This window comes from Bradyrhizobium sp. SZCCHNR3119 (assembly GCF_032487775.1).
Taxonomy (GTDB): domain Bacteria; phylum Pseudomonadota; class Alphaproteobacteria; order Rhizobiales; family Xanthobacteraceae; genus Bradyrhizobium.
In genome coordinates this window covers 2,673,333-2,694,784 of record NZ_JAUEUV010000001.1, presented here as the reverse complement: position 1 = coordinate 2,694,784, position 21,452 = coordinate 2,673,333, and the positions used below count along the sequence as shown (strand labels likewise).

Below are 21,452 nucleotides of genomic sequence, written 5' to 3'. Positions count from 1 at the left end.
CCGATCGGAGCCGCGCTTCACTTCGGGCGCTCTGTCCGAGCAACGCCGGAGGTGAGAGCCTCGGCGCGGCGGAAGTCCACTTCAGCGCCGATGCGGTCGCCGAGTTTCGCTTTCATCGTTCCCCGCTCACGGACGAACAACGCATTCTTCGGATCGGCTTTGATCACCACGTCGAGGTCGGCGATCGCGCGATCGAACAGGCCTTTGTGGCCATAAGCTGCTGCGCGTGCGCCGAACGCTGCCAGATAGTCCGGCTTCAGTTGAATGGCGCGATCGAAATCCGCAATGGCGCGATCGAACTCCCCTTTGGCCATCAAAGCGACGCCGCGATTATTGATCGCGATATAATAATCCGGCTGCAGGCGGATGGCCTGGTCGTAATCCTCGATGGCGCGGTCGAGCTCGCCGTTGGACCTGAAGGCAAGACCCCGGTTGTTGTAGGCGGCGACGAGATGGGCAAGCACCCTCTCACTCGCCTTGATGACAGCCGTGCAGCCGCGGATCGGACGGTCGGACGCCAACTCGGCAGCACGCGCGCAGGAATCCCAATCTTCCTCGCTCAGGGCCAGCGCCGGCGGCGCGTAAGACGCGACCAGGGCGGCAGTGACGATCGCCCCAGCCAGAGCAAATCTGACGGTATTGCCGGCAGCTCTGCCGCAAGCCATTCGCTTCCGGATAGATGCTCGCATTGCCGGCGCCCTCATTGCGGCGGGCAGGACCGCGGCGGACCTGGACAATGGACATGCTCCCGGAAAACACGGCTTGTTTGACCCGCAATATGGCAGATCGAAGCTGACAGCCAGCTGATATGGATCAACGGCCTTTTGTCAGAGTTCCCCGGCTCCCAGGCTGAGACGGCGGCCCGTGAGCCTCGGCCGCCAGAACGGCTTCAGCAACTCCAACACCGCGAAGATGAGCAGTGCGGAACCGAGCGCCAGCGCCAGATCGTCGAGATGCAGCGCGCCGAACCGAAACAGCTCACGTAAGGCCGGGACGCTCAGGCCGAGGCCGAGCATGGCGCAAACGCCGAGCAGGATCGAGAGCAGCGCCAAGTTGGGACGAACCAGCGCAAGCTTGAGCGATGAACTGAAAGAGCGGTCCACCAGCACCAGACTGAAAATGCCGGCAACGAGCGAAACAAAGGTGAGTGCCCTCACCTCGTCGCCGGGCATGCCATTCCTCGATGCGAAGATGAACATGGCCCCAGCCATGACAAGCACAAGTGCGCCCTGCAGGGCTCCCCAGGCGATCAATGGAAGCGGCAGCAATCGCTCGGTCGGCGACCGCGGCGGCCGGCGCATCACGTCCTCCTCCTCCGTCTCGGCCTCGAAGACCAGGGAGCAGACGGGATCGATGACCAGTTCGAGGAAGGCTATGTGGATCGGGCTGAAAATGATTGGCAATCCCAGCAGCAGCGGCAGCAAGGCAAGGCCGGCGATGGGGACATGGACGGCCACGATGAAGCTCATCGCCTTGCGCAGATTGTCGTAGATGCGCCGACCGAGTCGGACGGCGGTGACGATCGATCCGAAATCGTCATCCAGCAGCACGATGGCGGAGGCTTCGCGGGCGACATCCGTGCCGCGCCCGCCCATGGCGATGCCGATATGCGCCGCCTTCAGCGAGGGTGCATCGTTGACGCCGTCGCCGGTCATGGCGACGATCTGCCCGTCCGCTTTCAGCGCTTCCACGATGCGCAGTTTCTGTTCGGGCACGATCCGCGCAAACACGGTCGCGCTCCGCGCGTAGGAGACCAGCGCTGTGGCGTCCTCCCTGTTGATCATCTCACCCGTGACAGCTTCGTTCGCCGCAATGCCGGCTTGGCGGGCAATCGCAACGGCGGTCGTCGGATAGTCGCCCGTGATCATCACGATCCGGATGCCGGCGGTCTGGCACTGCCGCACTGCGGCCGGAACACTCGCCCGCAACGGGTCGGCGAACCCGATCAGGCCGAGCGGGTCGAACGCAAAATCGGCCGGCGTGTCAGGCAGCTTCGTCCCGCCATACTGCGCGCGCGCGACCGCCAGCACGCGCATGCCCTGCGCGGCCATGGCTTCGACCGACGCTTCCAGATCGGCGGTCTCGCTCGTCGAGAGCCGGCACAGCCGAGCAATCGCCTCCGGAGCTCCCTTCGCGGCGACGACCAGCGGCTCGCCGTCAGTTCTGGCCCAAACTTGCGTAACCGCCAGAAGCTCCGGTCGCAGGCCGTAGGTGTTCACCAGTCTTGCGTCCGGCCGCGGATCGACGTCTGGTTCGGAGAGCCGGTCTGCAGCCTCGCGCAGCGCCTTCTCCATCGGATCGAACGCCTCCGGCGCGCTCGCGAGAACGCCAAAGGTGACAAGCTGCTGAATGTCATCACTGGCCGGACCCGCATCGCCAGGCCGCCATCTGGCTTCGCCCGCTCGCAGTTCGACAATGGACATTCGATTTTCGGTCAGCGTCCCGGTCTTGTCCGTGCACAGCACCGTCGCCGAGCCGAGCGCTTCGATCGCCGTCGAGCGGCGTGTCAGCACCCGCGCGCGGGAGATGCGCCAGGCCCCCATTGCCATGAACACCGTGAGCACCACCGGAAATTCTTCCGGCAACATCGACATGCCGATGGTAATGCCCGCCAGCAATGCTTCCAGCCAGCCGCCGCGGAACAAGCCGTAGAGGACCATGACCACGAGGCTGACGGCGCCGCCGCCGATCGCCGCGAGCCGGACCAGACTGCGGGTCTCGATTTGCAGACGGGGCGGCTCGGGCTCGAGCCCATGGAGCAATTGCCCGATCTTGCCCATCTGGCTGCGCGCGCCCGTGGCGACGATCTCGGCCGTGCCGTTGCCGCGAACCACGAGCGAGCCTGAAAAGACGTACGGCGAATCTTCGCCGCCAGGCGCCGCAATCGTGCGCTGTGCGTCGGGCGAGGCGAGCTTTCGCACCGGAACGGACTCGCCGGTCAGCAAGGATTCGTCGGCTTGCAAATCCCGCGCCTCGAGCAACAAGCCATCGGCTGGAACCCGGTCGCCCTCGGTCAGAAGGATGAGATCGCCGCGGACCACCTCGCGTCCGGCAATCCGCTTGCGCACGCCATCGCGGATCACCAATGCGCGCGGGCTCGCCAAGTTGCGCAGCGCGTCGAGCACGCGCTCGGTCCTGCTTTCCTGAACGACAGTGATCAGGATCGAGAGCATCGCGAAGCCGAGCAGGATCAGCGCTTCCTTGATGTCCCCGAGCAGGACGTAGATGACCCCGCCCCCGATCAGCAGCGCGAACATCGGCTCACGGAGGACTTCGAGCACGATACGAAGCGGCGTGCGACGCTCCGGTTGAGGGAGTTCGTTGGCGCCCTCGGCGGCCAGCCGCGCCTGCGCTTCGCTTTCGCTGAGGCCGGTCAGACCCATCGGACACCCATCATCTCGGAGAGCTGTCATATTCTTTCCGGCGGTAGCTACTTTGAAGATTGGCCGGCATGGCTACGGCGCGGCCTGCGGGCGCGATGTGACGCGCACTCCCGACGCAACACGATCGCCGGGATAGACGATAACCGCTTCGCCGTCGGTAAGCCCGGAGGCGATTGCGGCAAACCGACCCGAGCGGCGTAGCACCTCGACGCTGCGCAGTTCGGCCCGGCCATCCTTGACGGCGTAGACGCTCCATTGATCGCCGCGGCGAAAGAGAGCTCCGGCCGGAACGATGGTCGCGTCATCCTTCGTGAACACGACGATCTGCGTATCGAGCTGATAGGCATCGCCGAGCCGTGTCCACTGCTCCGCCGGCGAGGTGATGTCGATCAGGACGTTGACCCGTTGCTCTTCCACCCCGAGAGTCGAGATCTTGGTGAAGGCTGCCGGTTCGACCCGGCGGACGCGTCCGGACAGCGGCTCCGGACGGCCCCAATGAATAATCGTCACATCCGCCCCCGGGCGAATTTCGACGGCATCCGTGCTCAAGACATCGACGACGATTTCGAGATCGTGCGGATCGCCGACCTCCAGGAGCGGTGTTCCCGGCTGGACGATCGTCTCGCTCTCCTGCGCGACTTTCAGCACGACTCCGGTAACCGGCGCCGTGACGCTCCAGCTTTCCGGGGTCTCGTCCGGATTTGTGTTGCCGCTATAGCGTGCCAACAAGGCGCGCATCTGGCTCAGCTCGTGTTCGGCAGCATGGTCCAGGAACTCTGCTGCGCGCAGATCCCGGTCCGCGGTCCGAACAGCGAGCTCGGCGTGCTCCAATGCCTGAGCCGTCGCCGTCCCGTGCTCAGCCAGTGTCCGCGTGCGGGCCACGTCGGCGTTCGCCTGATCACTCTGGGCATGCGCCCGCTCGACCACTGCCTTGGCGCGCGCCACATTGGCCTCCGCCGCGCCAAGCCGCTCCTCGGCTTCGTGACGGCTGCGAGGATCCATCAGGGGTGCGGGCGAAGGCGTGATGGTGGCGACGGCATCGTCAGACTTGATCTGGTCTCCTGCCTTGAAGCGGATACGTCCAAGCCGGCCGGCGAGCGGCGCCGCCACCACATAGCGCTGGCGGATACGAGTCTTCCCATCGTCATCGACGGTGGCAACAAATCGCCCTTTGGCGACGACTGCCGTCTCGACGGTCACGGCGCTCGGCATCACCGCCCAGGCGACCAGCGCCGCGACCGCGATAAGGGCCCCGGCGATCGCGATGCGGCGGATGGCCACGTGCATGCTTATTCCCTTGTCTTGAGTGCCGCCACCAGGTCGAGCTGGTCGACGCGCCGGCGGACGACGAATGCGCTTCCCGCGGCTGCCGCCAGGACGACGCCGGCCGCGATCAGATACGTCCGGGGCTCGATGACCGCGGGAATCTGGAAGCTTTCGTTGGAATGAAAGCGGGCAATCACGGCGATGATCCCATGTGACAACGAGAGCCCGATCGGAATGGCCAGTGCTATCTCGACGGCGAATTCTCCAAACAGGATGCCTGCGACCTCGCTGCGGGTAAAGCCGAGCACGCGCAGGCTTGCAAGCTCCCAGGCGCGCTCCTGCAGGCTGATCCGCGCGCTGTTGTAGACGACGCCCACGGTGATGATCCCGGCAAAGACGGTGAGAATGCCGGCGCTGACGAAAACCAACCCGCCGATCTTCTCCAGAAATGACGATAGCGTGTAGGCTTTCATCGATACGGATTCGATCGTCGGCAGGTTCTTGAAGCTTCGCCCCAATGCCGGCAGTGCGGTCGGCTCGACATACAGGCTGGCTGCGGAAATCGTGGCTCCTTCTGCGGTCAAGCGATTGAGCGTATCGATATCCATGTAGGATGCCATCCCGATCGACTCGTCGACGGTCGCGCTCACCGGAAGGTCGCGCTTCAGCCGACGGCCTTCCATCGTCTCGACGGTGATCACATCGCCCGGCTTCGCCCCGAGGCGTTCGGCCAGCCTCAGGGTCAGCGTCACGCCATCCGGAGAAGCGGCAATCGGTCGCAGCGCCGCGTCATGCGGCCGGCGAAGCTGGTCGGCGGACGACAGGCCGATCACCGAGGTCAGATAACTGTGCTGTCCGGCACGCAGCCGAACCGGCACGATGCGTTGCCCCTCGACGGCCAACACGCCGGGCAGGCGCGCCAGATCGCGAATGATGACGCGGTCCATTGGGTGCGAAAACGTGATCGAAACATTGCCCCGCTCGATCAGATTGAACTGCAGATCGATCATCTGGTCGATGGCGTCGCGCCAGAATATGCCCAGCACCATCATGGGCACGGCAAACGCAACCCCGACCACGGTGAGCAGCGAACGGAACGGTCGTCCGGCCATGTTCCGCAGCATCATCATCCAACGCACCGTCATCGCCCTGCCCGGCAGAAGCGTCTCGAAGAGAGAGCGACGAAATCCGAGCGGCGCGGCCGGTCGCATCGCAACCGCCGGGGCCAGGCCGACGACATCCCGCAACGCCGTCAGGACGCCTAGCGAACCTGCGGCCAGGCTGATCGCGACGCCCGCAACGATCGACCAAGGCGTCAGGTTGAATGGGAGGTCGGGCAGGCGGAAAAAGCCCTGATAGCTGGCCATCATCGCTTCCCCGAAGCCAAGACCGGCAGCGATGCCGAGCACCGAGCCGATCAGCACTATGACCAGGACGAGCTTCAGATAATGCAGCGCGAGTGTGACGGTCGGAAAGCCCAGCGCCTTCAGTGCTGCGATCTGCTCGCGCTGAGCGCCGACCAGTCTGCCGAGCGCACTGTTCAGAAGGAACGCGGCGACACCAAAGAAGATGAACGGAATGGTGATCGACATCACCCTCTGCTGGTTCAGCTCATCCTGAAGGAAGCGATTGGAGGGCTGGTCCCGGCGTGCGATGGCCCCGACCGAGCCATAGGGGTCCAGCAGCCGATCCAGTTCTTCGATCACCGGCTGCGGATCCACACCGGGAGCCAGGGAAATGACGGCATCATTGAAGGCGGCCTTCATGTCGAAAGCCGCTTCGGCGGCGCGACGGTCCACCCAAAGGATAGCGTAGAGCCGGTCGTCCGGAATGGGCAGTCCAGGCTTGACCGCGTAGACATATTCCGGTGACAGCGCGATCCCCGAGACGCGAAAGCTCTGGAGCTTGCCGTTGAGCAGCACGCGGACCTCGTCGCCGGGCTTCACGCCGTTCGCCTCGGCAAAGGCTTCGTTGATGACGGCGTCCCTCGGCGAGCCCGGGTCAGGTGCCGTGCCGCGGCGAAAATGTAGCCGCGCCAGCTGTTCGTCGCCGGCATGATTCAAAGAGACCATGCGTGCCGACACCGGCTGTGATGCCGCCGGCCAGTCGATGATGACTTCGCGGACGATGCGGGGCTCGACGGCAACGATGCCCGCAGTGGCGCTGAGGCGCGGCACGATCGACAATGGCGCCCGCTTGAGCGTCACGAAAATCTCTGGAAACCGGGCGGACGCGTAGAACCGCTCGCAGGCCGAGCGCAAGGATACGTAGGTCGAAACCGACCCGACAAAGACCGCGACGCCGGCGGCAACGAGCAGCGCGATGGTAAGCACTTGGCCGCGCATTGCGCTGATGTCGCGCCGCAGTTTGCGGTCCAGCAGGCTCACCAGCGCACCTCGTCGGCCGAGAGCCGTCGCGCATTGCGCTCTTCGCCGACGATCCGTCCACCGCCGAGCCGCAGCACGCGATCGGCCATGCCGGCGATCGCGGCATTATGGGTGATGATGATGATCGTGGTGCCAAACCTCTCGTTGGCACGCGCGATCGCCGCCAGAACCACCTTGCCGGTCTCGTAATCCAGCGCGCCGGTGGGCTCGTCGCAGAGCAGCACGTCCGGGGATTTGACGATGGCGCGGGCCACCGCCACGCGCTGCTGTTCGCCGCCGGACAGCTGGGACGGAAAGTGGTCGATGCGGTGCTCGAGGCCGACCAGCCTGATCACCTCCAGAGGATCGAGCGGCCGTTCCGCAATCTCTTTGACCAGCGCGACGTTCTCCAGCACGGTGAGGCTGGGGATGAGATTGTAGAATTGGAAGACGAAGCCGACATGTTCGCGCCGGTAGCGCGTCAGTTCGGCATCTCCTGCCGCGACCAGATCGTGATCGCGCCAATGGGCTTCGCCCGAAGTCGGACTGTCCAGCCCGCCAAGGATGTTCAGCAGCGTCGATTTGCCCGAACCCGATGGTCCCAGCAGCACGACAAATTCGCGTTCGAAGATATCGAGGTCGACATCCCGTAGGGCATGCACCTCGACGTCGCCCATATGGTAGGTTTTTGAAAGACGACGGGCACGGAAGACGGGTGTTGGGGTCTCAGCTGCGGCGGCAACGCCACATTCGATCCCGTGTTGGCCTGGCTCGTCCGCGGAGTCCATGAGCGCCACATCCGTAAAGTCAGCGCGGTGGCTTGGGGCTTGACGGCCACACGCGGCGTTCGCCGAGCAGTCCCTCTATATAGACCGTATTGACCAGAACCAGCAGCACGACAGCGAGCGGCGCGGCCAGCAGGACGCCGAACGGACCTAACAACAATCCGAAGACGAGCGTCGCGAACAGCGTGAGCACCGGAGGCAGCTCGACGGCTTCCGCCTGGACCAACGGCGTAATGAGATTGCCTTCGATAAAATGAATTCCGGCGTAGAGCGCGATGACGTAGACGACCAGCATCGGTCCCTGCATCGCGGCCATGAGTATGGCGGACACCGACGCCAGGATCGGCCCGACATAGGGGATGAAGGCAAACATCCCCGAGATGATCCCGAGCGCGATCGGCGCAGCGACGCCGAGCGTGAGGAGGCCGATGCTTGTCAATGTGCCGACGACCGCCATCGTGACCGACTGACCGATCAGCCAGCGCCGCAGGGTCATTCCAAGGAGATCGACGACATCGCGGCTTCTCTCGCGGCGATCTGCCGGAACGAGCCGCAGCAGGGCTTCGATATACCGTGTCGGCTGCACCGCCAGATAGACCGCAGCGAACAGCAGGACGGCGACGTAGGCGCCTGCCCGAACGACCGAGCCAAAGAGCGCCGCAAGATAACCCGCAGCCTGCCCGGTCGCGTTGCCGAGGTTCATGTCGCGCACCTGCCCGAGCAGCCACACGCCCACCGAACTCGATCCGAATTCGCGGACGATTTCCGAGAGGCTCTGCGGGAGGTCCTTCGCGAGCACGCTGAATTGCGCCGAGATTTGCGCCCCGAACAGCCAACCGACGGCGCCGATCGATCCGGCAAGCGCGACGATGACAGGCAGTACCGCCCATTGATCCGGCAGCCGGGTTCTGCGGCCGAGTTCGTGCGCCAAGCCTCGCAGCAGGAGCGCGAGGAGCGCGGCGCCGAAAGCCAAGACGAGAACGTCCGAGAGCTTCCAGATCGCGATCAGTGCCGCACCGACGAGGCACACCAGAACAAGCCGCCGCGCGAAGCTGTCTGAAGGCGTCCGCTCCATGTCGTCGCGCAAGATGACCTTCCTTATGTGTCCTGTTCCGTCCGCAGCATCGCACCTTCCTCACGCGAGAAAGCAACAAACGAGATTTGCCTCTTGATGCGGATCAAATCTTCGCCTGCTGCGTGGCCTAAATTTCCCGCAGGAGGACGGGACATGGATTCTCAAGAGCTAAGTCAAGGGTACGGTCCGGTCGCAAAGCTCTTGCACTGGATCACGGTGGCCCTGGTGGCCCTGGCCTGGGTCTTGGGCACGTTTGGCGATGAGCTTCCTCGGGGAGGCGCGCGGGACGCGGGCTTGCTCGCTCACATCTGGATCGGCTTGGTCATCCTCCTGATCGCCTTCGTTCGGGTACCGTGGCGGATGGCAAATCCGCCGCCGAAGGTCACGCCGACGGAATTCGGAAAGTGGCTCGTCGAGTGGACCGACCCGGTCTCGCGACTCATGCATTATGCGCTCTATGCGCTGCTGATTGCAGTCCCGATCTGCGGAATCGCGCTGCAATTTGCCAAGGGGCATGCCCTTCCGATTTTTGGGCTCGTCGAAATTCCATCGCCGTGGCTGGCCGACAAGGCATTCGCCCATACCGTCAAGGAAGTGCACGAGGTCCTGGCTAATGTCCTTCTGGCCCTGGCGTTCTTCCACATGGCCGCGGCGCTCGTCCATCACGTCGTCTTCGGCGACGATACGCTGCGCCGCATGCTGCCGACCTGGGCAAAGAACCTGGGCAAAGAACAGGTGAGACCGCGCTAGCAAAGACGATTACGCAAAAAGTGATCTGTACAAGAGTGGCGCGCACCGCAGCCAAAGCGCATCAGCCTTGAGGAATCATGTCGAGGAATCACGCTTCGGACAGCGTGAATGGAATGGTAAAGATCTGTCGGTGACCTCACCGATCCGGAAATCAGGACTGAGATCGACGTTGCCACTGCGCCCAAGAGACCCGAGAGACAAGAGACCCGAGCGAATTGCGGGCGCAGCGACATTGCCGATGATCGGCCATCGATGACCCGCTCCAACTGAGCAATGGCGGACGCCACCGGTTTCAAGCGAGCGGCGCTTTGAATCGTATTGGCCGTCACACCCGCGTCAACTGTCGCGAACGCGCCGAATTGGCGGAATCTTGTACGTGCCGTCCTTGAGGGCAGCCTTCGGTTGATACACCCGGATGCTCAGGTTGAAGGGAAGGCTCGGCGGGCAAGGTAGCCAATTTGCTTCCTTGTCTCCTCCCGGAGACCGCGACTGGATGTAGATGTCCAACGAGCCGTCCGGATTGTATTTCAGCGGCATTCCGGACGTCACGCCATAGCGATCGATGGCGTTGCGGACGTAGAAGTTTTCGCGATACGGCGATATCGACCAGACGCCGCTCTCGGAAGGCAGCATCTCATCCTTTGCGAAATGCAGAAGATATTTTTGTGAGCCGTCGAGAACATCGCCATCGCCATCGACGAAGGCCGTGGGATAGACCGCGTCGTCCGCCGTGAGCGCTCCAAGTCCGAACCAGGCGACGAACGCGCGCGTCGTATAATCCGTGCCGAATCTCCCGATATTGAGCGTGTTCTGCCAACCGTTGACGGTAGGCGCGGTATACGGACCTGTTTCAAGCTTGAACCAGATTTCAGCGGGCACCCGGTTCAGCCCTTTGATGATGGCGGGCTCCACGGTCGTGCGGTCGAACGGCTTGCCGGGCTCGACACCGATACGCTTGAGCTTGGTAATCATCGGAGCGTCAGCCAGGTACGGCGGATTGTCTTTCAGCAGAGCGGCGAGACGGCTGAAGAACATCTCCCCTGTCATCAATCGCACCTGATCGTAAGGTGTGGCGGTGAGATCGACGTCGGGATCGACGGGAACATTCTTCGGAGGCTCGTATGGAGTACCCCAGGCGCTCAGTGGCGTAAGCTTCAGCCCATCCTGCAATTTGTGGATTTCCGGGAAGTCCTGCGGACCAGCGGCGGCCATTTGCACCAGGGCCCACCCGTATCGGGTGGAGCAGCGATAGACAGCTTTGACGTCGGGTGGCGCCGTGCCGTTCCAGTTCGGGCCGACAATCAGAAAGTTGCCACCGGCGCTACCGGTGGTGCGGGTCCCGACGGAGGCGAAATCGTCGGTCCACATGTTCAGCAACTGGATGACGAAATAGCGTCCATTCGAGTCCGGGTACGAGAAGACCTGTGGCTCCTTTTCGAGATCGAAGACGCCGCCGGACCACACCGAGTTGACGCTGATACGGACGCAGTTCTTGAAGTCCGGACTGACAAACCCTTTCATTTTGAAGAGCTGGTTTATAGGCGCGGCATATTCGCCCGCCTCGGAGGTCGCAGTCTCTACGCGGTTGGTGACATCCATCATCACAAGGGGGAAGCCATAGACGTATGCTTCCATGCCCAGCAAATACGCGAACTCCTCGACCGCATCTCCTCGCACGTCCCCGAAGGCGCGCTCGAGAGGACCGGCGGCTCGGGCGGTCGCCGCCGGCAGCATGGCGCCGACCCCTGCGCCGAAGGCGGTCGTCAGCAGGTCCCGGCGGTGAAACGATAGACTCCGTTCGCTCAACATGGTCGATGCCCGTTCGTTGGAGGAAGCCCCGCGGTCGGATCAGGACGACCGCGCGCTGTCGGACTCACAGAGAGTCTGCGGTCTGCGTCCGACGATCAGTCGTGTCCGGTCGCGAGGGCCCGTTTCATCTGCTCGCGCTCTTCCGCGGCCAACTGCTCCGGACCGGTCTTGATGGTCAGCTTATCGATGCTGCCGGTAAAGCGGAACGGCAGTTTGTAGCTGTCGTCCACCGGCGTACGGGTGTCCAGCCCGACGTCGAAAGACTCATCGATCGCCATCATGAACGGAATGGTATGCTCCATCTTCAGCTGCGACAGCACCTTTCCGTCGACCGTCAGCACGCCGGTGCCACCTTTGCCGAGGCCTGGTCCGTCGTACTTGAAATCGAACACGATCGTGTGCTTGCCCGGCTCGAGGGCTCGGCCGCCCAGCCAGTCCTCGGCGCCGACGCCGCCCTCAAAGCGATAGCGCTTCAAGTTGAGCAGATTGTAGACGAAGACCGGCCTGCCGCCGAGCAGGTAGAGCCCGTAGCCGCCGAAACGACCGCCCATGGTGGCGACCATTCCCTCCGCGCCGGCCGCCGGAATCGTGATGTCGGCGGTGATCGTGTAATTGCGGTTGAGCAGACTCGGAGCATTGCCGATCGGAATGTCCACGTTCTCGCCCGTGTAGACGAACTCGGATCGTCCGGCGGTGCCGCTTGGCCGCGGCGTGAGGAGGCGCGGGAGCACCGAGTTGTCAAGCGGCAGGACCTGGTACTTTGCCGCCTCCGAGAGGAACTGCGCCTGCAGCTCCTTGAGCTTTTCGGGATTCTTCGCCGCCAGGTCGTTGTTCTGCGAGAAGTCCTCGGCGATGTTGTAGAGTTCCCACTTGTACTGATCGACCGGAGGCAGCGGCTTCGTGCCGACCAGCCACGGCGGCTCGGGCGGCGTGGTCGCGGCATACCAGCCATCGTGATAGATGCCGCGGTTGGCGAACATCTCGAAGTACTGAGTGGTATGTCTGGACGGCGCGTTGGCATTCGCCTTGTCGAAGGTGTACGCCATGCTCACCCCTTCGATGGGCTTCTGCTTGATGCCGTCGACCATGTCCGGCGCCTTGATCCCGGCCGCCTCGAGGATCGTGGGCACGATGTCGATCACGTGGTGAAACTGGCTGCGAATGCCTCCGACGTCGTTGATGTGACCGGGCCACGAGATGGCCATGCCTTGCCGCGTCCCGCCGAAATGCGACGCGACCTGCTTGACCCACTTGAATGGCGTGTCGAATGCCCACGCCCACGGCACTGCCATATGGGGATAGGTCTGGTCGGAGCCCCAGGACTCGTAATACCGCAGATATTCGAGCTCCGGCAGTTCCAGCACGCCGTTGGCGACGGTCAGCCAGTTCGGCGTCCCCATCATCGAGCCTTCCGCGCTCGTGCCGTTGTCGCCGTTGATGTAGATGATCAACGTGTTGTCCAGTTTGCCCATGTCCTCGACGGCCTGGACCACACGGCCGATCTCGTGATCGTTATAGACGGTGTAGGCGGCGAACACGTCGGCCTCGCGGATGACGATCTTCTTCTTGATTTCGGAGAGCGAATCCCATTTCGGCAACTCGTTCGGCCAGGGCGTGAGCTGCGTGTTTGCAGGAATCACGCCGAGGCGCTTCTGGTTGGCAAAGATCTGCTCACGCAATTTCTCCCAGCCCTGGTCGAACAGGTGCATGCTGCTGATCTTGTCGATCCATTCCTTGGTCGGCTGGTGCGGGTCGTGCGTCGCGCCGGGCACGTAGTAAATGAAGAACGGTTTGTCTGGCGCCGAGGCATCGAGCGCCTTCATGTACTTGATGGCCTCGTCCGCCATGTCGGTGACGAGGTTGTAGTCCTTCCTGCCGATCCACGGATAGATCGGGGTGTGATCGCGGAAGAGATACGGCGTCCACTGGTCGGACTCGCCGCCCATGAATCCGTAGAAGTATTGGAAGCCCATCCCGCTCGGCCATTGGTCGAACGGTCCCGCCGCGCTGTACTGGAACGAGGGCGTATTGTGGTTCTTGCCGAACCACGAGGTGGCGTAGCCGTTGTCGCTCAGGATCCGGCCGATGGTGGCGTTCTCCGGACCGATGATCGAGTCATAGCCCGGGTAGCCGGTTGCAAATTCGCTGATCTGGCCGAATCCGACGGAGTGATGATTGCGGCCTGAAATCAACGCGGCTCGTGTCGGCGAGCAGAGGGCGGTCGAGTGGAATTGGGTGTAGCGCAGTCCGTTGTTGGCGATCCGATCGAGCGTTGGCGTCGGGATCACGCCGCCGAAAGTGCTCGGCACGCCATAACCGGAATCGTCGGTCATGATCAGCAGCACGTTCGGCGCGCCCTTGGGCGGCACCACCGTCGGCGGCCACCAGGGCTTCGAATCCTTGGCGTCGTGCTTGATCACGCCCCCGAATTTCGGCGGCGGTGGCGGCAACTGATCACCTGGAATGGTGGTGGTTGCAGCAGGTGAGCCGAGTGGTGGAGAGGTGCTTGGTTGACTTTGCTGAGCAACCGCTGGCGTCAAGAAGGAAAATGCAAGTGCGACAACGAAGAAGCGAGTGGAGATCATTGCAGTGTCTCCCTTCAAAATAGAAAACAATCATGGGCTGGTGTCGACAGCCACGAATTGACGCAAATCAACGCACTGGACGACAAGCGAGAAGTAGGAATAATGTTGTGTGCGACACGTCACTTACCTACGACGGCGGCGTGAGAATTGATCCAGACGAGAACGTCATTCGCGCGCGCTGGGTGAGACTACGCGTTGCGTTGCCTGCTGCTGCAGCGTGCAGCGCCCTCAATGATCCGAGGTGAGCGGTGCGATAGGGCTCTGTACCCGTTGTGCAACATATGGTTGCAAAATACTTTCCCTGCTCTAAGGCAGCTATGGCCCGCTTGTCCGTCGGTGTCATATTTTCAGCGTCGTGTTCGGGACTGCACACGGGACGGGGCCGTGGTTCAGAGGGGGGGAGCTGCAATGAGAATGACCAAGGCGCTGGCCGCAATTGTATTCGCAATCGTCGCTTCGGCGCCCGTCGTGGCTTCGGCAGATGAAGGTGGTATCAGCTTCTGGATCCCCGGCACATTCGGCAGCCTTGCGGCCACACCTCAACAGCCGGGATGGTCGGCCGCTTCGATCTATTATCACACCTCGGTTTCTGCAGGCGCCGAAGTGGCACGGGCACGCGAAATCCAGATCGGCCGCATTCCGGTGAATCTCACCGCGACAGTAAACGCGAATCTGAATGCCAAGGTCGATCTCGGGCTGCTGAATGCGACCTATGTCTTTGCAACGCCGGTGCTCGGCGGTCAGGCGTCAGCCAGCCTGATCGGAATCTATGGTGCCAATACCACCTCGCTCAACGGATCGGTGACGGGCATACTCTCGACCCCGCTCGGCTCGATCCCGTTCTCGCGGTTCGATTCCATCAGCGACTCCACAGCGGGCTTCGGTGATCTGATCCCGCAATTCGCCATGCGCTGGAATGCCGGCGTCAACAACTACATGACTTACGTCATGGGTGACATCCCGGTCGGCGCCTACAGCTCGACGCGCCTCGCCAATATCGGCATCGGACATGGTGCGATCGATGCGGGCGGCGGCTATACCTACTTCAATCCGCAGACCGGACATGAGCTCTCCGGCGTGCTTGGCTTTACCTACAATCTCAAGAATACCGACACGCAGTATCAGAGCGGCGTCGACATGCACTTCGACTGGGGCGCGTCGCAGTTCCTGAGCAAGCAGGTCCAGGTCGGCCTGGTGGGCTACGTCTACAAGCAGCTCGGCTGCGACAGCGGTTCCGGTGATCGGGTCGGCTGCTTCCGCTCTCAGGTCGCGGCCGTGGGTCCGCAGGTCGGGTTCATTTTCCCGGTCGGCGAGATGCAGGGCTATCTGAATTTCAAGGCTTACAAGGAATTTGCCGCAGAACGCCGGCCCGACGGCTGGAATGCCTGGGTGACGTTCTCCATTTCGCCGGCGCCGCCGATGCCGACCGCGCCCCCGAAGCGGATAGTCACGAAGTAGCTACGGCTCCTCGTTTCCGAGATTCGCAACCGGATGCGCCGCGATGCGGTGCGGACTTCGGAATCGGGGCGTCAGACCTCCAGCGTCACTGTCACCGGGACGTGGTCCGACGGACGCTCCCAGCCGCGCGCGTCGCGCAGGATGCGGAAGTCGCTGACCTGGTCCTTGAGCGCGCGCGACACCCAGATGTGGTCGAGCCGGCGGCCGCGATCGCCCACCGTCCAATCCGCCGCGCGGTAGCTCCACCACGTATAGACCTTTTCCGATTGGGGAATCCGCTCGCGCGCCACGTCGAACCATTCGCCATGCGCTTGCGCGGCCAGCAGCTTCTCGCATTCGACCGGGGTGTGCGAGACCACCTTCAAAAGCTGCTTGTGCGACCAGACGTCGTTCTCATAGGGCGCGACATTGAGGTCGCCGACCAGGATGTGGCGGTCATCGCCGCGCGGGTGCAGCGGCTCGCAGGCCTTCATCTCGTCGAGGAATTGCAGCTTGTGCTCGAATTTCGGATTGAGCGCGGGATCGGGAATGTCGCCGCCAGCCGGCACATAGAAATTGTGCAGCACCAGCGGCCTTGCGAGCTCGGCCTTTTCGCCGAACGACACCGAGATATGGCGGGAGTCGATCTTGTCGCAGAAGGTTCTGACATCGGTGCTCTCGAACGGCCATTTCGAGATCACGGCGACGCCGTGATAGCCCTTCTGCCCGTTCAGCGCGATGTGCTCATAGCCGAGCCGCTTGAAGCGCTTCAGCGGAAAGGCGTCGTCGATGCACTTGGTCTCCTGCAGGCAGAGCACATCGGGGCGCACCGACTTGATGAATTTGGCGACGAGATCGATGCGCAGGCGCACCGAATTGATGTTCCAGGTGGTGAGAACGAGACGCATGGGAGATGCGTCATAGCACGGATTGTGGCGGAGTCTGCCCTTCTTGGGCCGATTTCGTTGAAAAAGTCAGCGGTTGCGACGCAGAGATATCGGTGATTCAGTCTGTCTAGTGGGCAGGACTGAAGGTCATGATGGGGCATCGGCAAGTCGAACAGGCTGCGTTGTTCTATGAGTTCTCGCTGGAAAGGCACATCCCCGCCGACCACCTCCTGCGGTCGATCGATAGGTTCGTCGACCTTGAGGACTTACGGCGGGAGCTGGCGCCGTTCTACAGCAACATCGGGCGGCCCTCGATCGATCCGGAGCTGATGATCAGGATGCTCCTGATCGGCTATTGCTTCGGCATACGATCGGAACGGCGCCTCTGTGATGAAGTCCACCTCAATCTGGCATACCGCTGGTTTTGCCGGTTGGGTCTGGATGGAACTGTCCCCGATCACTCGACGTTCTCGAAGAACAGGCACGGCCGCTTCCGTGAGAGCGATCTCTTCCGTCGCGTGTTCGAGACCGTCTTGCGCCGCTGCATCCGGGAGCGCCTGGTCGGCGGCGAAGGGTTCGCAGTCGACGCGAGCCTGATCAAGGCGGATGCCAATCGGCAGAAGGGAATCGAAGGCGATAAGGGGCTTCCGCCGGAGGCTGCGGGTCGAGCGATCGACGAGTACCTTGCCGTTCTTGATGATGCCGCGTTCGGTGCCGCGACGGAGGTCACGCCCAAGTTTGTGTCGCCCTCCGACCCGGCGGCGCGCTGGACGGGAGCGCACGGCGGCCAAGCCTTCTTCGCCTATTCGACGAACTATCTGGTCGACGTCGAGAACGCGATCATCGTCGATGTCGAGGCGACCACGGCGATCCGCCAGGCGGAAGTCTTGGCCGCCAAGCGCATGATCGAGCGTTCACTCGAAAGGTTCGATCTTTATCCAAGCCGACTTCTCGGCGACAGCGCCTATGGCTCCGCTGAGATGCTTGGGTGGTTGGTCTACGAGCACGGGATCGAGCCGCACGTGACCGTCTTCGACAAGTCGGCCCGCACCGACGGGACCTTCTCGCGGGAGGCCTTCACCTACGACCATACCGGGGACGTCTATCGGTGTCCCGGTGGCAAAACCCTAACCACCACAGGGACGCCGGTGAACGACGATAGGACGATCCTCTACCGCGCGAGCAAGCACGATTGTCAAGCATGCTCTCTGAAAAGCAGATGTTGCCCCAACACCCCGGCTCGAAAAGTGCCGCGCTCGATCTACGAGGGCGCTCGCGATATGGCACGCGAGATCGCAAGCTCATGGGAGGGCCGCACTTCGCGCCGACTCCGCAAGAAGATCGAGATGCTATTCGCTCATCTCAAGCGCATTCTCAAGCTGGATCGGCTGCGACTAAGAGGGCCGAACGGCGCACGCGACGAGTTCACCCTGGCTGCAGCCGCTCAAAATCTTCGTAAGATGGCCAAGCTGATCCCGATGTCCACACCGACGCCCGCGTGAACCACACCGCGCCAATTCGTCCTCGAAACAGCTGGCGTTCACGACGAAACTACTGCCGACTTTTTCAACGGAATCGGCTACTTGCGGGCACCCGGGGGTCGCGCTACGAGCGGTCGCGGCGCTTATCCCCAGCTCTCCACAGGCCGCTTGCGGGCGGGACCCGCCTGGTCTCAGCCCGGCGGCGTGGTCGGATAATTGGTGAAGTCGATCTTGAACAGGCTCGGATCGAGCTTCTTGGTCGCGTCGAGATTGTAGACCGCGACCGTGGTGTCGTAGCCCTGCGGATCGGTGACGGTCCATTGCTTGAGCTGGCCGTCCTTGACGCCGACCATCAGGAGCATTCGGCTGGTCCCGATCAGCGCCTGCTTCTCCTCGATCGTGATGCTGATGTACATGTCGTCCGCCGACACCGCGATCACGTTGGTGTCCTTCAGCAGGTCGATGCGGTCGGAGAGAAGATAGCGCAGCGGCGTCTGCGACAGCGGGTAGACGTCCTGGGTCGCGAGATTGCGGTCGCGCACCACCAGCGAGGAGCCGTCGGCGACGATGTCGATCGGGCTCGGCGGATCATATTCGAAGCGCACCTTGCCCGGCTTCTGGATGTAGAAGTCGCCCTTCACCTTGCTGCCGTCGGGCCCGACCTGGACGAAATTTCCCACCAGCGTCTGCAGCGACGACAGGTAAGCACTCACCTTCGCGGCCTGGGCCTTCTGGTTGGCATCGAAGGTGGTGAAAATACTGGCCGGAACGTTGCGCCGTGGGTCCGGGATGATCGGGTTCGGCGGCACGCTCTGGGTGGTGGCGGTGGTCTGCTGGCCGCGTTGGCTCTCGGACGCGCTGAGCTGCGTGCTATCGCGCCCCTTCGCGGCCTTCGGCGGAGCAGTCTGTGCTGCACAATGGCCGGCTGTGCCCGTGAGCGCGAATATGACCAGCCCTGCCAGCGCCAAGCCGGCAGGAGCCGGCGCGACGCGCACGACGGAAGGCGACGGAATTGAGGTGTTCGGGGCTGGGCTATTCAAAACGACGTCCTGAGCTTTTGCGCGTTTCTAACTCGGTTCGGTCGGGCCGCGTGATCGTAATTGCGTGAACATGACGACACAGATGAGGCCGGTTTGGGGCCAAATGGGCGATGTCAGAACCCGCCCTCTTCCTCCGGCACCAGGATCTCGCGCTTGCCGGCATGATTCGCCTGGCCGACGATACCCTCTTGTTCCATTCGCTCCATCAGCGAAGCAGCCTTATTATAGCCGATCTGTAGCCGGCGTTGAATGTAGCTGGTGGAGGCCTTGCGGTCCCGTTTGACGATCGCCACGGCCTGCGAGAACAGGTCGTCGCCCCCGCCGCCGCCCATGCCGGTGGCATCGAACACGGCGCCGTCCTCCTCGCTGGGTTCTTCCGCGGTGACGGCTTCGAGATATTCCGGCGAGCCCTGCGCCTTCAGATGGCGCACCACCTTCTCGACCTCCTCGTCGGAGCAGAACGGGCCGTGCACGCGGCTGATGCGGCCGCCGCCGGCCATGTAGAGCATGTCGCCCTGGCCGAGCAGCTGCTCGGCGCCCATTTCGCCGAGGATGGTGCGGCTGTCGATCTTGGAGGTGACCTGGAAGGAGATGCGGGTCGGGAAGTTCGCCTTGATGGTGCCGGTGATGACGTCGACCGAGGGACGCTGCGTCGCCAGGATCACGTGCAGGCCGGCGGCGCGCGCCATCTGCGCCAGCCGCTGCACCGCGCCCTCGATGTCCTTGCCGGCGACCATCATCAGGTCGGCCATTTCGTCGACGATGATCACGATATAAGGCAGCGGATCGAGGTCGAGCTTCTCTTCCTCATAGATCGCCTTGCCGGTCTCCTTGTCGAAGCCGGTGTGGACCGTGCGCGTCAGCTCCTCACCCTTGTTGCGGGCTTCGCCAAGGCGGGCGTTGTAGCCGTCGATGTTGCGCACACCGAGCTTGGCCATCTTCTTGTAGCGCTCTTCCATCTCGCGTACTGCCCATTTCAGGGCGACCACGGCCTTCTTCGGATCGGTCACGACCGGCGTCAAAAGATGCGGAATGCCGTCATAGACCGAGAGCTCGAGCATCTTCGGGTCGACCATGATCAGGCGGCACTGGTCCGGCCTGAGACGGTAGACCAGGCTCAGGATCATGGTGTTGATCGCGACCGATTTGCCCGAACCGGTGGTGCCGGCGATCAGCAGATGCGGCATGCGGGCGAGGTCGACGATGATCGATTCGCCGCCGATGTTCTTGCCGAGGCAGAGCGGCAGCTTGGCCACGCTCTCCTGCGCTTCCTTGGCCACCAGCAGCTCGCGCAGATAAACCTTTTCGCGATGCGCATTCGGCAGCTCGATGCCGATCGCGTTCCGGCCGGGCACCACGGCGACGCGCGCCGACAGCGCGCTCATCGAGCGCGCGATGTCGTCGGCGAGACCGATGACGCGGGATGATTTGATGCCGGGCGCCGGCTCGAGTTCGTACAGCGTCACCACCGGACCGGGATGCGCCTTGACGATCTCGCCGCGCACGCCGAAATCCTGCAGCACGCCTTCCAGCGCGCGCGAATTGGCCTCCAGCTCGCTCTTCGACAGCGGCTGCCGATCGGCGGCCTTGGGCGCGGCGAGCATCGAGACCGACGGCAGATCATATTTGTCGGATTTGCGAGGGGCGGGCTTCGGTGCCGGCTTCTTGCGCGGCGCGCGGGCGGCCGGGGCCTCCTCCTCTTCTTCCTCTTCGTCTTCCTCGATCTCCTCCGCTTCGGCCTCGTCCTCCAGCTTCGGGGCGAGGCTGGCGCGGTTGCGCCCGGCGAGCGTCGGTTCGTTGCGGCTGATGGCGGCGCGCGTCTGCGGACCGCTGGAGACGAAAGCGCGATAGGCCGTGGTCAGGAACCAGACCACGCGCGCCTTCGCGCTCATGATGGCGTGGAACACGAAGCCGAGCCGGACCGCGCCCTTGTCGTCCTCCTCGTCCGGATCGGACAACGGTGTCTCGTCCTCCTCCTCGGCGCCCAGCTCGTTGTCGCTCTCACGCGCGCCGAGGCCGCCGGCGACCAGGAGCGCCGCGACCATCGCAAATCCGAGCATGCTGCCGAGCACCAGCCGATAGAGGAAGCTCGGCGGGCCGAACACCACCGCCGGCGCGCGCACCAGCGCGTCGCCGACCACGCCGCCGAGCCCGGTTGGCAGCGGCCAGGTCTGCGAATGCGGCCAGCAGCTGGCGAACCCGGCGGCCAGCACGGCGCAGAGGACCCAGGCGCCGAAGCGCAGCGCCTCGCGATCGTACGGACGATGGGTGAGCATGCGCCAGCCGCGGATCGCGAGCGGCAGGATCACCATGATGGCGCCGAGACCCAGGATCTGCATCAACAGGTCGGCGCAGATCGCGCCGGGATAGCCGAGGATGTTGCGGATCGGGCGCGAGGTGGCGTGGCTCAGGCTCGGGTCCTGCACCGACCAGGTCATCAGCGCCGCCGCCGCGATCGCCGCGCCGCCGATCAGGACGAGGCCCACGAGCTCGCGCAGCCGCCGCACCAGCGCGTCGCGGAGCGACGTCGGCAGGTGGTTGACCAGGGGAATGACTCGTTCGATCGTCGCCATCCTCATCCGTCTCGC

The 21,452-nt window shown here is 63.3% G+C and carries 14 protein-coding genes; 3 read left to right on the top strand and 11 right to left on the bottom strand.

Annotated features, from left to right (window positions below):
- Positions 1–17 precede the first annotated feature (17 nt).
- The 6 genes from QX034_RS12550 to QX034_RS12525 form a co-directional block, all read right to left on the bottom strand.
- Positions 18–689 carry a tetratricopeptide repeat protein gene (locus QX034_RS12550; RefSeq protein WP_315743601.1) on the bottom strand — a complete coding sequence of 224 codons (672 nt, stop codon included), beginning with the start codon at positions 687–689 and terminating at the stop codon, positions 18–20.
- A gap of 138 nt (positions 690–827) precedes the next feature.
- Positions 828–3,383: a cation-translocating P-type ATPase gene (locus tag QX034_RS12545; RefSeq protein ID WP_315702280.1), complete on the bottom strand. Its 2,556-nt coding sequence runs from the start codon at positions 3,381–3,383 to the stop codon at positions 828–830.
- A gap of 72 nt (positions 3,384–3,455) precedes the next feature.
- Entirely contained in the window at positions 3,456–4,670 is a 1,215-nt protein-coding gene (locus tag QX034_RS12540; protein ID WP_315702281.1) for an efflux RND transporter periplasmic adaptor subunit, read from the bottom strand.
- A 2-nt stretch (positions 4,671–4,672) separates the two neighbouring features.
- Positions 4,673–7,036: an ABC transporter permease gene (locus QX034_RS12535; RefSeq protein WP_316189182.1), complete on the bottom strand. Its 2,364-nt coding sequence runs from the start codon at positions 7,034–7,036 to the stop codon at positions 4,673–4,675.
- A complete protein-coding gene (locus tag QX034_RS12530; RefSeq protein ID WP_315702283.1) occupies positions 7,033–7,692 on the bottom strand; it encodes an ABC transporter ATP-binding protein in 660 nt (219 codons plus the stop codon). The genes QX034_RS12535 and QX034_RS12530 overlap by 4 nt, the downstream gene beginning before the upstream one ends.
- 130 nt (positions 7,693–7,822) lie before the next feature.
- Positions 7,823–8,887: an AI-2E family transporter gene (locus tag QX034_RS12525; RefSeq protein WP_316189183.1), complete on the bottom strand. Its 1,065-nt coding sequence runs from the start codon at positions 8,885–8,887 to the stop codon at positions 7,823–7,825.
- A gap of 141 nt (positions 8,888–9,028) precedes the next feature.
- On the opposite strand from QX034_RS12525, the gene QX034_RS12520 reads away from it, so the two are divergent.
- Entirely contained in the window at positions 9,029–9,625 is a 597-nt protein-coding gene (locus QX034_RS12520; RefSeq protein ID WP_315702285.1) for a cytochrome b, read from the top strand.
- Between the two features lie 336 nt (positions 9,626–9,961).
- Here the strand turns inward: QX034_RS12520 and QX034_RS12515 are convergent, their stop codons facing one another.
- Together QX034_RS12515 and QX034_RS12510 are read right to left on the bottom strand one after the other, a co-directional pair.
- Positions 9,962–11,434, bottom strand: coding sequence for a DUF1254 domain-containing protein (locus QX034_RS12515; protein ID WP_316195437.1), 1,473 nt, complete (start codon positions 11,432–11,434; stop codon positions 9,962–9,964).
- 95 nt (positions 11,435–11,529) lie between these two features.
- Positions 11,530–14,019, bottom strand: a complete 2,490-nt coding sequence (locus QX034_RS12510) for an arylsulfatase (RefSeq protein WP_316195436.1) — start codon at positions 14,017–14,019, stop codon at positions 11,530–11,532.
- A 414-nt stretch (positions 14,020–14,433) separates the two neighbouring features.
- Here QX034_RS12510 and QX034_RS12505 point away from each other — a divergent pair, with 414 nt between their 5' ends.
- Positions 14,434–15,477, top strand: a complete 1,044-nt coding sequence (locus QX034_RS12505; RefSeq protein WP_315743637.1) for a transporter — start codon at positions 14,434–14,436, stop codon at positions 15,475–15,477.
- A 71-nt stretch (positions 15,478–15,548) separates the two neighbouring features.
- On the opposite strand, the gene QX034_RS12500 is transcribed toward QX034_RS12505, so the two are convergent.
- Positions 15,549–16,364 (bottom strand): exodeoxyribonuclease III, encoded by an 816-nt coding sequence (locus QX034_RS12500; RefSeq protein ID WP_315702288.1) that lies wholly within the window; start codon positions 16,362–16,364, stop codon positions 15,549–15,551.
- Between the two features lie 128 nt (positions 16,365–16,492).
- On the opposite strand from QX034_RS12500, the gene QX034_RS12495 reads away from it, so the two are divergent.
- Positions 16,493–17,845, top strand: coding sequence for an IS1182 family transposase (locus QX034_RS12495; RefSeq protein ID WP_316195434.1), 1,353 nt, complete (start codon positions 16,493–16,495; stop codon positions 17,843–17,845).
- A gap of 170 nt (positions 17,846–18,015) precedes the next feature.
- Here QX034_RS12495 and QX034_RS12490 read toward each other — a convergent pair whose 3' ends face one another.
- Together QX034_RS12490 and QX034_RS12485 are read right to left on the bottom strand one after the other, a co-directional pair.
- The gene (locus QX034_RS12490; RefSeq protein ID WP_409977481.1) at positions 18,016–18,777 is read right to left on the bottom strand and encodes an outer membrane lipoprotein carrier protein LolA; all 762 of its coding nucleotides are present in this window, start codon (positions 18,775–18,777) and stop codon (positions 18,016–18,018) included.
- 200 nt (positions 18,778–18,977) lie between these two features.
- Positions 18,978–21,443: a DNA translocase FtsK gene (locus QX034_RS12485; protein WP_316195432.1), complete on the bottom strand. Its 2,466-nt coding sequence runs from the start codon at positions 21,441–21,443 to the stop codon at positions 18,978–18,980.
- Between the last annotated feature and the right edge of the window lie 9 nt (positions 21,444–21,452).